Source organism: Acinetobacter sp. YH16038, from assembly GCF_013417275.1.
Lineage (GTDB): Bacteria > Pseudomonadota > Gammaproteobacteria > Pseudomonadales > Moraxellaceae > Acinetobacter.
The window spans coordinates 94,316-107,214 of the sequence record NZ_VPEG01000014.1; the positions used below are offsets into that span (position 1 = coordinate 94,316).

Annotated in this window: 11 protein-coding genes, 2 tRNA genes and 1 pseudogene; 5 read left to right on the plus strand and 9 right to left on the minus strand. The window is 43.9% G+C overall.

Annotation, left to right across the window (positions count from 1 at the left end; genetic code table 11):
• Positions 1 to 53: 53 nt before the first annotated feature.
• The 8 genes from mraY to FTV34_RS08025 all read right to left on the minus strand — a co-directional run bounded on the left by mraY (position 54) and on the right by FTV34_RS08025 (position 9,643).
• Complete coding sequence (mraY, locus tag FTV34_RS07990) at positions 54 to 1,172, minus strand: phospho-N-acetylmuramoyl-pentapeptide-transferase (RefSeq protein ID WP_180016598.1); 1,119 nt, start codon at positions 1,170 to 1,172, stop codon at positions 54 to 56.
• Complete coding sequence (gene murF, locus FTV34_RS07995) at positions 1,173 to 2,576, minus strand: UDP-N-acetylmuramoyl-tripeptide--D-alanyl-D-alanine ligase (protein ID WP_180069883.1); 1,404 nt, start codon at positions 2,574 to 2,576, stop codon at positions 1,173 to 1,175. It lies immediately after the preceding gene.
• Between the two features lie 8 nt (positions 2,577 to 2,584).
• Complete coding sequence (locus FTV34_RS08000) at positions 2,585 to 4,081, minus strand: UDP-N-acetylmuramoyl-L-alanyl-D-glutamate--2,6-diaminopimelate ligase (protein ID WP_180069884.1); 1,497 nt, start codon at positions 4,079 to 4,081, stop codon at positions 2,585 to 2,587.
• A gap of 11 nt (positions 4,082 to 4,092) precedes the next feature.
• Positions 4,093 to 5,916: a penicillin-binding protein PBP3 gene (gene ftsI / locus FTV34_RS08005; RefSeq protein WP_180002752.1), complete on the minus strand. Its 1,824-nt coding sequence runs from the start codon at positions 5,914 to 5,916 to the stop codon at positions 4,093 to 4,095.
• 15 nt (positions 5,917 to 5,931) lie between these two features.
• Positions 5,932 to 6,264: a cell division protein FtsL gene (gene ftsL / locus FTV34_RS08010; protein ID WP_180069885.1), complete on the minus strand. Its 333-nt coding sequence runs from the start codon at positions 6,262 to 6,264 to the stop codon at positions 5,932 to 5,934.
• Between the two features lie 10 nt (positions 6,265 to 6,274).
• Complete coding sequence (gene rsmH / locus FTV34_RS08015) at positions 6,275 to 7,186, minus strand: 16S rRNA (cytosine(1402)-N(4))-methyltransferase RsmH (RefSeq protein WP_180069886.1); 912 nt, start codon at positions 7,184 to 7,186, stop codon at positions 6,275 to 6,277.
• Positions 7,187 to 7,376: 190 nt separating this feature from the next.
• Positions 7,377 to 8,396 carry a sulfate ABC transporter substrate-binding protein gene (locus FTV34_RS08020; RefSeq protein WP_004787154.1) on the minus strand — a complete coding sequence of 340 codons (1,020 nt, stop codon included), beginning with the start codon at positions 8,394 to 8,396 and terminating at the stop codon, positions 7,377 to 7,379.
• A gap of 242 nt (positions 8,397 to 8,638) precedes the next feature.
• The gene (locus FTV34_RS08025; protein WP_180069887.1) at positions 8,639 to 9,643 is read right to left on the minus strand and encodes a sulfate ABC transporter substrate-binding protein; all 1,005 of its coding nucleotides are present in this window, start codon (positions 9,641 to 9,643) and stop codon (positions 8,639 to 8,641) included.
• Positions 9,644 to 10,033: 390 nt separating this feature from the next.
• Here FTV34_RS08025 and FTV34_RS08030 point away from each other — a divergent pair, with 390 nt between their 5' ends.
• The 5 genes from FTV34_RS08030 to FTV34_RS08050 all read left to right on the plus strand — a co-directional run bounded on the left by FTV34_RS08030 (position 10,034) and on the right by FTV34_RS08050 (position 12,717).
• Entirely contained in the window at positions 10,034 to 10,339 is a 306-nt protein-coding gene (locus tag FTV34_RS08030; RefSeq protein WP_180013405.1) for a hypothetical protein, read from the plus strand.
• A gap of 139 nt (positions 10,340 to 10,478) precedes the next feature.
• Positions 10,479 to 11,987: a glutamate--tRNA ligase gene (gene gltX, locus FTV34_RS08035; RefSeq protein ID WP_180069888.1), complete on the plus strand. Its 1,509-nt coding sequence runs from the start codon at positions 10,479 to 10,481 to the stop codon at positions 11,985 to 11,987.
• Positions 11,988 to 12,044: 57 nt separating this feature from the next.
• Positions 12,045 to 12,120 (plus strand) — tRNA-Ala (locus tag FTV34_RS08040).
• A gap of 36 nt (positions 12,121 to 12,156) precedes the next feature.
• Positions 12,157 to 12,232: transfer RNA gene (locus FTV34_RS08045), tRNA-Glu, on the plus strand.
• A 143-nt stretch (positions 12,233 to 12,375) separates the two neighbouring features.
• The gene (locus tag FTV34_RS08050; protein ID WP_004787163.1) at positions 12,376 to 12,717 is read left to right on the plus strand and encodes a hypothetical protein; all 342 of its coding nucleotides are present in this window, start codon (positions 12,376 to 12,378) and stop codon (positions 12,715 to 12,717) included.
• Positions 12,718 to 12,795: 78 nt separating this feature from the next.
• Here the strand turns inward: FTV34_RS08050 and FTV34_RS08055 are convergent.
• Positions 12,796 to 12,899, minus strand: a pseudogene (locus FTV34_RS08055) (IS5/IS1182 family transposase); the annotation flags it as partial.

Here is a 12,899-nt window from a genome sequence, read left to right on the forward strand (position 1 = left end):
AATTTCTCCAAAACAAAAAAGCCGGCATGCGCCGACTTTTTCAAATGCATTTCTTAGCGTAATTTTAAGGTCATTAGACCCAAAACTACCAGCATAATCGTAATAATCCAGAAACGGATGACGACTTGAGTTTCACGCCAACCTTTCTTTTCATAATGGTGATGCAAAGGTGCCATCAGGAATACCCGTTTATTACGCATTCTTAATGAACCGATTTGCAGGAAGACTGAAATCGCTTCCACCAGGAATACACCTGCCATAATCGCAAACACGATTTCCTGACGTACCATTACGGCAATCGTACCCAGCATCGCACCTAAAGATAACGCACCCACATCACCCATAAACACTTGAGCTGGATGAGCGTTATACCAGAGGAATGCCAGACCGGCACCAATCATCGCAGCACAGATGACTACCAGTTCAGAAGAATATTTCACATAAGGAATATGTAAGTAGTTAGCGAAACGTACATCGCCTGCCAGATAAGCAAACACCCCTAAACCGGCTGCAACCAGGACAATTGGCATGATCGCCAGACCATCCAGACCATCGGTCAGGTTCACGGCATTGGATGCGCCATTAATCACGAAGTAAGTGAAAATAATGAAGCCAATTCCCAGCGGAATCACAGACAATGGAATGGTGTGATCCTTAAAGAATGGAATCAACACATCCAGCATGTTGGCAGTCACAACCGGATTCGGTTGCTGCTGTGCGATCACATACAGTGCAATACCAGCACCCAAAGAACCCACTGATGTCCAGAAGAATTTCTTGCGTGCAGGTAGACCGGCATTGTCTTTATAACGGATTTTAATCCAGTCATCCGCCCAACCAACGGCACCAAAAATCACCATCACCGAGAGCACGATCCAGACATAAGGATTCGTCAGGTCCGCCCACAGTAAGGTGGAGATCCCGATTGAGAGCAGGATTAGTACCCCACCCATGGTCGGTGTACCCATTTTCTTGGCATGATTCTCAGGAGCAAACGAACTTACTGCCTGACCATATTTTAGTGCCTGCAATTTGCGAATCATGATCGGACCCAAGACCAAACCGATAGTCATAGCAGTCAAAACGCTGAGCAAAGCACGTAAAGTTAAATAACGAACCACCTGAAACGTGCTATCAAAGCCCGCCAGCTGGTCAAATAGCCATAACAGCATTTAGAGTTTCTCCATCAATGCAGCCATTAATGTTTCCATATGGGTAAAACGCGACCCTTTAAATAGAAAAGACATTGGCTGGGGATGATGTGTTTCAATCAAATCAATTAAAAATGGTAAAGCCTGCTCCTGATTGAGGAAAGCCTGCATCTTCTTACCATATTGCGTACCACGTGCACCTTCTTGTGCAGCTGGAGCAAATTCACCCACAGCCACCACAAAATTAATGCCTTTGACCGATACCAGATCCCGACCAAGTTTATAATGCTCGATCGCGGCAGATGAACCCAGTTCACCGATATCACCGGTCACCATCACTCGAATACCCTGCTGCTGCGCTAAAACTTCAGCCGCTGCACGCATCGAGCTTGGATTGGCATTGTAGGTATCATCAATAAATAAAAAATCTTTGTGTGGAATAAAGTTCAAACGACCTTTGGCACCAACAGCCTGTTCAAGGCCAGCCACGATATCATCCAGACTAATACCAATCGCCAAAGAGAAAGCCACTGCTGCAGTTGCGTTCTGCACATTGTGTTCACCAGCAAATGGCAGATTTACAGTTATAGTGCCTTGTGGTGTATTTAACGTGAAAGTCGCAGATTGCGGATGTAGTTCTACGTCAGTTGCATAGACATCACCGCCCTGACCAAAACTTAGAGTCTTCTCGGTTTTGACGGCTGCACGAATCTGCTCGGCATAATCATCCGCTGCAGGCACAATCGAAGTTTCAGAAATATGTGAGTAGATTTCAGATTTAGCGCGACAAATCCCATCACGGCCACCAAACTCACCTAAGTGTGCAGTACCGATATTAATGATACCGGCCACATGAGGCTGTACCAGATTGGAAGTGTAATCAATTTCACCTTGATGGCTCGCACCCAGCTCCATCACCGCATACTGATGTTCAGCACGCAGTTCCAGCAACATCATTGGGACACCCAAATCATTATTCAGGTTACCGCGAGTGACTAAAGTCGGTGCCAGACGTGACAGGATACTGCCCAGCATTTCCTTGGTCGTGGTTTTACCGCTACTGCCAGTCAAAGCAATGACTTTAAGCTGTGAGTTTTGTTGACGACGATAAGCGCCAAGATGACCCAGTGCCAGACGAGTGTCTTCAACTACTAGCTGGCAAATATCTGCGTCAACAGGTTGGCTGACAATCGCGATTCCACAGCCCTTCTCAGCCACTTGAGCAATAAAGTCATGCGCATCAAAACGCTCACCCTTAAGTGCCAGAAAAGCGTCACCTGCTTCGGCATGACGGGAATCAGTTAAAATCCGCTTAATCTGGCCTTCAGGTTTTTTATCATTCAGCCAATAACCCTGAGTGGCTTGCTGTAACTGTTCAATTGTCCATGGCTCTAGAGGCACGGTACTTGTTGTTGAAGTATGCATGTAAAATCCTAATGCGCTGGAAATGCTAAATCACGGTTGTGATGCTGGGCATCAATCGCGGCCTGTACCTCGACCACATCATCAAACCAATGTCGCACCCCATCAATCTCCTGATAATTTTCGTGTCCTTTACCGGCAATCACCACAATGTCACCTGGCTGTGCCTGGTCGACTACAAAGCGGATTGCTTCACGACGGTCATGAGTTTCATGATAGGTTTTGCCTGAAAAATCGATACCCTGCTTCATGTCAGCGAAAATCTGGTTTGGATCTTCAGTACGTGGATTGTCCGAAGTCAGCACTGCAATATCAGCACCTTCGAGGGCCGCTTGAGTCATCAGCGGGCGTTTGCCACGATCACGGTCACCGCCACAACCAAAAGCAACCCAGAGTTTTTGACTGACATGGCGCTTCAGCGTAAGCAAGACCTGAGTGAGGGCATCTGGAGTATGTGCATAATCCACAACAAATAAACGCTCATCATCACGAATGACCTGCATACGGCCTGGGGCACCTTTCAGCTCGGGCACAGTTGCGATTAAATCGGCTAATGCAAAACCGGCTTGCTCTGCCACAACCAGGCTGGCAACCAGATTTTCGATATTAAAATGACCCAGCAAAGGACTATGCACAGTAAATGTATCTTGTGCAGTGATCAGTTTGAATTCAGCACCGGAAATACTGTACTGGATATCCTGAACCTGATAATCAGCTGCTTGCGACAAAGAATAAGTCAGAATTTTCGGCTGATTCGGATTGGCTTTTGCAGTATTCAGCATCACCTCTGCATGTGCGTCATCAATATTGATGACTGCAACTTTCAGAGATTCAAAGCTGAATAAACGCGATTTTGCTTCTGCATAAGCTTCCAGCGTACCGTGATAGTCGAGATGGTCACGACTTAAATTACTATAAGCCGCAATTTCAATCGCACAACCATTCAAACGGCCCTGCTCCAGACCATGCGAACTCGCTTCAATGGAAGCAAATTCCGCACCTGCCTGTGCATAGGCATGCAAGGCATTTTGCAATTGCAGGGCATCCAGTGTGGTATGAGAAGAGGCTTCCAGATTCGGCAAAATACCATTCCCTGTAGTCCCCATAACTGCACAGGCTTTGCCTTGCAGCATCAGCAACTCAGCAACCAGACGGGAAATCGTGGTTTTACCATTGGTGCCGGTCACGGCCAGAATACGGGTAGCCTTAACTGGCTGAGTCGCTTGCAGATAGCGCTTCTGCCATTCGCCCATCAAGTGACGGACATTGGGTACTACCAAAGCTGGAGTAACACCCAGCTCTTGTTCTGAAATCACTGCTAACGCGCCTAATGACAGGGCTTTCTTGGCATATTCTGCGGTTTTTTCAGGTTGAGACAAGCTGGTCAGAGCAATAAAAATTTGCCCCAGTTTAACTTTGCGACTGTCCAGTTCGAAACCCTGAAAGGATTGTCGCATCCATTCAGCAGGTTCTTGAACGGCGTAGAGATCTTGAAATGTAATGGACATTGATCACCTATTTACTGGACTTTGGGAGATTCTAAAGGTTTGTCCAACGGGACATTTAGCAGGCGTAAAGATTCCTGCATCACACGGGCAAAGACAGGTGCAGATACCATACCACCATAATAAGACCCTTGTGGATTTTCCACGACCACCACCATAGCAATACGCGGATCACTCACGGGTGCTACACCGGCAAATAAGGCACGGTATTCACTGGTTGAATAGCCTTTACGGTCGGCACGCAATTTATGCGCAGTACCCGTTTTACCTGCAACACGATAACCAGGTACGGTTGCACGGGTTGCTGTACCACCAGGCAAAGTTGCTGTTTCCATCATTAGCAGAACCTGTTCTGCGATTTGTGGATCAATCATCTGCTCGCCTTGTGGCTGTTCTTCTAACTTATATAGACTTAAAGGCACTTTCACACCTTTGTTCGCCAGCATGGCATAGGCATCAGCCAATTGCAGCACAGTCGCATTCAGACCATAACCATAGGCCATGGTTGCTACTTCAGACACATTCCATTTACTTGGCGGCAGAATCAAACCAGAACTTTCACCCGGAAATTTCACTGCGGAACGCTGACCAAAACCCAGACGTTTATAGAAAGTCGGTAAAGTTTCATACGGCAGTGACAAAGCTAATTTAGCTACACCGACGTTTGATGATTTCTGGATAATCCCACCCAATGTCAACTGACCATAGTTATGCGTATCACGAATAGTGTGGTTTCCGACCCGCATACTACCTGGACTCGTATTAATGACCGAATTGGCCGTATATTTCCCGCTCTCTAGAGCCATCGCCACAGTTAGCGGCTTCATGGTTGAACCCGGCTCGAAGGAATCGACAGCGCCACGGTTACGCATTGCGTCTTTATTTAATAAGCCATTCTTGTCATTCGGGTTATAAGAGGGCCAAGAAGACATTGCCAGAATTTCACCGGTTTTGACGTCGACTGCAATCGCTGTTGCGGAGCGGGCATTATTGGCGACGCCTGCTGCAGTGAGTTCACGATACATAATGTACTGTAAACGTGAGTCGATACTCAGGGTAATGTTTTCACCTGGCTCAACTTCTTTAATCACTTCCGGTTCTTTAACGCGGTTGCCTTTTTTGTCACGGATAATCTGCTGTTCACCATCCTGACCGGCAAGACGGGTATTCAGCTGCATCTCCAGACCTTCGATCCCAATTCCCTCACTATTGGTCAGACCAATAATCTGGGAATTTGGCTGGGGCTGAGGATAATAGCGCTTATAGTTTTTCTCGGTATACACACCTTGGAAATTACGCTTCATGATCAGTTCCGCCTGTTGTGGCGGCACTTCTTTTTTCAGGATCAGATAACGTGAACGTGGACGCTCTTCCATCTTTTTGCGCAATTCAGCACGATCCATACCCACTGCATCAGCCAGCTCATCCAGATTCAGGTTTTTATCTGGGAGTTGACGTTTCAGTTTACGGCTATTCGGCTCTTTCTGTAGTGCCAGCATGGTTTCATCATAGAGTTTTTTATTATCAAAATAGTCACGTGGGTCAATCACGATTTTCATAATCGGCGTACTGATCGCCAGCGGAATACCATTACGATCATAAATTACGCCACGCATGGCCTTGATGGTATTGGTTCGCAGAATATTGGCATTGGCTTTATTTTGCAGAAAATCCTTATTAATAATCTGCACATAGAAAGCTCGGCCGATCAGTGTCACAAAACACAGCAGCACCACGGCCCACATGATGTAAAAACGGTTGATATAAACATTTAAGGCATTTTTCTCGGTGACGGACTGCTTTTTACGTACCGGTTGCTTCTTTCTCTTGTCTACCATGTTCGAGCGCTAGCCTTATTTTTTCTCATCTGAAGGTTGTGGTAAGGAAATCACGACACTCTGTGAAATCGGAGGTGAATACATCCTTAACTGGGTCACTGCACGGGTACCAATCTGCGCGGTCGCACCGAAAGTCTGCTGTTCAATCAGCAAACGTCCCCACTCTGCATTCAGGTCATCCCGTTCACGCAGATAGGCACTCAGTTTGCGGTTATCCTGACGGTATTCAAAGACCTGGAAGACGACAAATACCGCACTGATAAAGACCATCAATATCAATATGAGGTAAACAATGACTTTTTTCAGCCATAACTTTTCTGTTTTTTTATCAACCACTTCAGTTTTCATGATGTGCCTATTAAGCTAAACGTTCTGCCACGCGCAGCCATGCGCTACGTGAACGAGGATTGGCTTTAACTTCCTCATCACTTGCCTTGACCCGGGCGATTTTCTTTAAACGTCGCGTATCCTTTTGTTGTTGCGGCATTCCCCAGCCTGAATCTTCTTCAAGCGTTGATTCTTTTTGAATAAACTGTTTAATCAACCGGTCTTCTAATGAATGAAAGCTGATCACAGCCAAACGTCCCTCTGGTTTTAAAATTTCAACCGCTTGAGGGAGGAAAGTTTCAATATCTTCTAATTCTTTATTAATAGCAATACGAATTGCCTGGAAAGTTCGGGTGGCAGCATGTTTATTTTTTTCCCATTTTGGATGGGCAACTTTCACAATTTCCGCCAGTTTGGCTGTGGTATCAATATATCCGGCAGCCTTGATCGCTTTGGCTATACGACGACTATAACGCTCTTCCCCATACTGAAAAATCACATTGGCCAGTGCTTCTTCTTCAATATCCACCAGCCATTCTGCTGCAGTCGGACCTTGCGAGTTGTCCATACGCATATCCAGCGGACCATCTTTCATAAAGCTAAAACCGCGTTCTGCCTGATCCAGCTGCGGTGAAGACACCCCTAAGTCAGCCATCACACCATCTACACTTTCAATCCCCTGCTCAGCTAATGCCTGTTTTAAATCAGCGAAGCTGGCATGGATAATATTAAAACGTGAATCTTCCTGTTCCAGTTCTGCGGCAACAGCCAATGCTTGCGGGTCTTTATCGAAAGCGTAGACGCGTGCATTTTCATCCAATTTGGAAAGCAATAAACGTGTATGCCCACCGCGGCCAAAGGTTCCATCCACATAAATTCCCGTATTGCGACCAGCCAGTAAGGCATCAATCGTTTCGTGAAGTAATACAGAAATATGTGACATAAAAACTCAATCAATAGGGCGAAAAATTTAACTGCACATTATCACTCTGTTTAGCTAAAGCTCCAAACGACTTTTTGTAGATAAATATTAATTTCTATAGAGAAAACCGTTTTTATTTTTCGACAGCCGATAAAAAAGCCTCCATCGAGGAAGCTTTTTTATATTTTAAATTTATTTTCTAATCAACAGATTAACGCTTCGAGTTATAGATCTGGTCGAAGATTGCGCCATTCACAAAGTGAGTTTTCTGTGCATTGGCCCAGCCACCGAATACTTCATCAATGGTAAAGGTTTTAATTTTTGGGAACTGTGATGAATATTTGGCTAATACTTTCTCATTACGTGGACGGTAGAAATGTCGTGCTGCCATGTCCTGACCAAGTGGAGAGTAAAGATAGTTGATATAACCTTTAGCTAACCATTTATTGCCATTTTTATCTACGGTACGATCTACGATGGCTACAGAGGGTTCAGTCAGAATGGTCAAAGATGGATAAACGATATCAAACTTATTTTTACCGAGAGTTTTTTGTGTTACTAGGGCTTCATTTTCCCAAGTTAACAACACATCACCAATATTACGTTCAGCAAATGTGGTCATCGATGCACGTGCAGCAGAGTCCATCACTTTGACGTTTTTATAAAGCTTGCCGACAAATTCTTGGGCTTTGGCTTTGCTACCACCCGGCTGTTTCTCTGCATAACCCCAAGCTGACAGATAGACCCAACGTGGCAAACCACCAGTTTTCGGATTTGGTGTAATAATTTCTACACCCGGTTTAGTCAGATCTTTCCAGTCTTTAATTCCTTTAGGGTTACCCTTACGCACCATGAAGACAATCGTTGAAGTATAAGGTGCAGAATTATGCGGGAACTCTTTTTGCCAGCCTGGCTGAATCTGACCAGATCTTACGATCTCTTCAATATCGTTTGCCAATGCCAAGGTAACCACATCACCTTTTAAACCGTCGACCACAGAACGGGCCTGTTTACCTGAACCGCCGTGTGACTGTTTAAAGTTCACATCAATACCGGTTCGTTTTTTCCAGTAGGCACCAAAAGATTTGTTGAATTCGTCATAGAATTCACGGGTTGCATCATAAGAAACGTTCAGGAATTCACGATCCGCGGCTTGGCTCGCAGTTGCAGTAAATGTCAGACCTGTTGCCAATAAGGCAGCACTAACCAGTGATTTTAATTGAGTTTTCATAAGAGCATCGGGAGATTATCTTCATTAGATATAACTATATGAAATAAAATTATTTTTCGCAATTGAGCAAACAAAGTGCATACAGGATAATATTTAGTTATTTTTTGTTTTAATTTCATGTTTTATATAATAAAAATATCTAGATTAAAGGCTTATTCTATTTTTATAGCATTTTATGCTTTAGATATAAAAAAAACGGATAATAAATTATCCGCTTTCTACTTATGATTCAGTAATTAGAATTATTTACGGTTTTCCGCAGAGATCTGATCGTAGATCGCTCCATTCACAAAATGGGTTTTCTGCGCTTTTGCCCAGCCGCCAAAGACTTTATCAATGGTAAAAGTCTGGATTTTTGGGAATTGCGCCGCATATTTTGCTGCTGCTTTGGCATTACGTGGACGGAAGTAGTATTTCGCTGCCAGCTCCTGCCCTTTTGGTGAATATAAATAGTTTAAATAACCTTTGGCCAAATTACGGTTGCCATTTTTATCTACGGTCTTGTCGACAATCGCCACTGAAGGCTCAGCCAGAATGGAAATCGAAGGATAGACAATTTCATACTTATCTTTACCCAGTCCTTGCGTAGCCAATAACGCTTCATTTTCCCAAGAGAGTAATACATCGCCGATCCCGCGTTCAGCAAAGGTCGTTAAGGAACCACGCGCACCTGAATCCAGTACTTTGACATTGGCATAGAGTTTTTTCACCAGTTCTTTGGCTTTGGCATCATTACCACCCGGCTGTTTCAAGGCATAACCCCAAGCCGACAAATAAATCCAGCGCGGTGCACCCCCAGTTTTTGGGTTTGGCGTAATAATTTCAACGCCTGGTTTGGTTAGGTCATTCCAGTCTTTAATCTGTTTTGGATTGCCTTTACGAACCAGAAATACAATCGTAGAGGTATAAGGAGCCGAATTACTTGGGAACTCTTTCTGCCAGCCCTTTTCAATTAAGCCTGCATTGACAATTTCTTCGATGTCATTGGCCAGTGCCAAAGTGACTACATCAGCCTGCAAACCATCCACCACAGAGCGTGCCTGTTTGCCTGAACCACCATGCGACTGTTTGAAATTGACCGCTTGCCCAGTTTTCTGTTTCCAAAACTTGCCAAACTCTTTGTTATATTCCTGATAGAATTCACGGGTCGGATCATAGGAAACATTGAGAAAGTCTTTAGCAGCATAGCCAGGAATGGCACTTCCGCCAAGTAATACTAAAATAGTAGAAGTTATTATCTTTTTCATGATGGGCACTCATTGCTAATTTACTCAGCACTATATAAACAAAAAAATTACTTAACAATCATGTGTTTATAATATTTTATCCAATCATATTCTATTTTTGATATATATGCTCACAATTCATTTCGGATACATTTTCCCCTAAAAATTTAATATCCTGCTACAATATAAGACAGTTCTTCACGATCTCTACACAGTTATCTGTTACAAATAGGCAACTTAAATGTGGAAATTCTGAGATTTAGTAATTTTCCACAGAGAAATATTAGTTTTTTGTAAAAAATGTGACTTGGTTCTACTTTTTTATATCTGAATGTGATTAGATTGTAGCCAGTATTATAACAACATTTTTAACAAAACAAGATTAACCAGAGCCAAGGAGGAAGTTTGGATATGAAATTTAAAATATTCACAGCCAGTATCCTAAGTCTTATCATGCTGTTCTCGATTCAACTTGGCCATGCCGTAGTTGTAAAAACAGAGCTACCTAAAGCCTCTGTAAGTGCAATTGAAGTGAAAACCTCACCAATTGAAAAAGCAATTCAGCAACATAAAGCTGATAAAAATGCTTTTCATACCGAGGATGAACTTAAAGCGTTGACTGCGTTCAAATCAAATCCGACCCAAAGCTTTTTTGCAGCTCAAAACCTGCGCTTTACCCGTTTTGTGCAAAGTATTTTTTCTCCGAGCAATTCATAAGACTTAGTTTTAGTTCTCCACATTCGTTATATTTTGCTCATCCTGAAAAGCCGCATCATTCAATGTTGAATAAAGCATTAAGTGATGTGGCTTTTTCGTTATAATAGCTGCAATTTTATATTTAAGATTAGATCCGGTTATGACTGTTCGTACTCGTATTGCACCTTCTCCTACCGGTTTCCCGCATGTGGGAACTGCCTATATTGCCCTGTTCAACCTGTGTTTTGCCAAACAGCACGGTGGCGAATTCATTCTTCGTATTGAAGATACGGATCAGCTGCGTTCTACTCCTGAATCTGAAAAAATGATTCTGGACTCCCTACGCTGGTTAGGCCTGAACTGGTCAGAAGGCCCAGATGTCGGTGGTCCACATGCACCGTACCGTCAGTCAGAACGAATGAGCATCTATAAAAAATACGCAGAAGAACTGGTAGATAAAGGTCATGCTTTCTACTGTTTTGCAACAGCGCAAGAACTGGATGAAATGCGTGCTGAACAGCAGGCTCGTGGTGAAACTCCACGCTACGATGGCCGCGGTCTAAAACTGTCTAAAGAAGAAGTGGCACGTCGTCTGGCAGCTGGTGAACCGCACGTGATCCGTATGAAAGTGCCGACTGAAGGGGTATGTACCTTTAATGACATGCTCCGTGGTGAAGTAGAAATTCCATGGGCGCAAGTCGATATGCAAATTCTGCTGAAAACTGATGGTCTGCCAACTTATCATCTGGCAAACGTGGTTGATGACCATCTGATGCAAATTACTCATGTAATTCGTGGTGAAGAATGGATTCCATCTGCACCAAAACATCAGTTGCTGTACAAATACTTTGGTTGGGACATGCCAGTCCTGTGCCATATGCCGCTACTGCGTAACCCGGACAAATCAAAACTGTCTAAACGTAAGAACCCGACCTCAATTAACTACTACAAAGATATCGGCGTATTGCCAGAAGCATTGCTGAACTATCTGGGCCGTATGGGCTGGTCAATGCCAGATGAGCGTGAAAAATTCACTTTGGCTGAAATGATTGAACACTTTGACATTAACCGTGTCTCTCTGGGTGGCCCAATCTTTGATGTTGAGAAACTCAACTGGTTAAATGGCCAATGGATTAAAGCTCTCTCTCCTGCTGAACTGTTAGATACCTTACTGGCTTGGAAAGCAGACCGTGCCAAACTGGAAGAAATCGCTGCTGCAATTCAACCACGGATCAATCTGCTGTCTGAAGCAGTGAACTGGTCAGCGCACTATTTCAACCATTTCCCGACTTTGACTAAAGAACAGTTCGAAAGCAAAAAACTTTCTGAAGAACAAGTGCGTCAAAGCCTGCAATTTGCGATCTGGCGTCTGGAAAGTCTGTTCACCTGGAACAATGACACTGTCAGCCAAACGCTGATGGATTTGGCGAATCAGATGGGCATTAAATTACGTGACTTTATGCCAGCGTTCTTTATTGCCATTGCCGGTTCAACCGCTTCTACCCCAGTCATGCAGACCATGGTTACCATTGGTCCGGATCTGACTTTTGCCCGCCTGCGCCATGCACTGGAAGTTGTGGGTGGTCCTAGCAAGAAAGAAGTAAAAGCTTGGGAAAAACTGAATGAGAGTCTGAAACTGCCGAAAAATGAAGCAGTTGATCAAGCTTAATTTATTTTTTAGTTGACGGCTGAGCGTTATATCCATAATATAGCGCTCACACAGACTGGGGTCATAGCTCAGTTGGTAGAGCGCTACAATGGCATTGTAGAGGTCAGGAGTTCGATCCTCCTTGACTCCACCAAATAAGTCTTGCTTTACCTGTGTATTTGCCTCATTTGTCCCTATCGTCTAGAGGCCTAGGACATCGCCCTTTCACGGCGGTAACCGGGGTTCGAATCCCCGTAGGGACGCCATATTCAAGATGGCAACATCTTAATAAAAAACCCAAGCATTGTGACTTGGGTTTTTTATTGTCTGTCTGTTTTATATTGGCGGTATTTCGGTTTTTGCGTATCTTCCGATAAAATAATCAGTAATTTAGAATTTTGGAGTAGTAATGCAATATCGTTGCCCTAAATGTCAAAGCCCAAAAATCATGCCCGTTGCTCAGCCAGGTCAACCGGCGGCGCGCCCAGTCGTGCCTAAAAGCCTGATCATGCTGGTGCCTGCCCTGTTTGTATTATTGCTGCTGGTCATCATTAGCATCGCGATGTGGATTTTTGGAGATGGTGCAGGTACGACTTTACAGACCGCTACTGTGATCGTGTTTATTATCTGTCTGATCGCAGGCTTCATGTTCTATAAAGATTTGCCTGATTTTAAAATTTCCATGCAGGCTTTCATGCAAAGCCAAAAGAAATGGAAATGCCGTGAATGCAATCATGAGTGGGAAATCTGATTTCTAGAGTTCACTCATTTTCAAAGCCGAAAAATCTTGCATGTTTATGCAAGATTTTTTATTAGGGTCTGTTGACACTTACTGTTCATAATTAACCCTATAAAGGTAGCCATAAAAATATACAGGCTAAAGCAACAGAACTTTGATAATTTCTTTTCAGCTTGTCATATCGAGTAGCTATT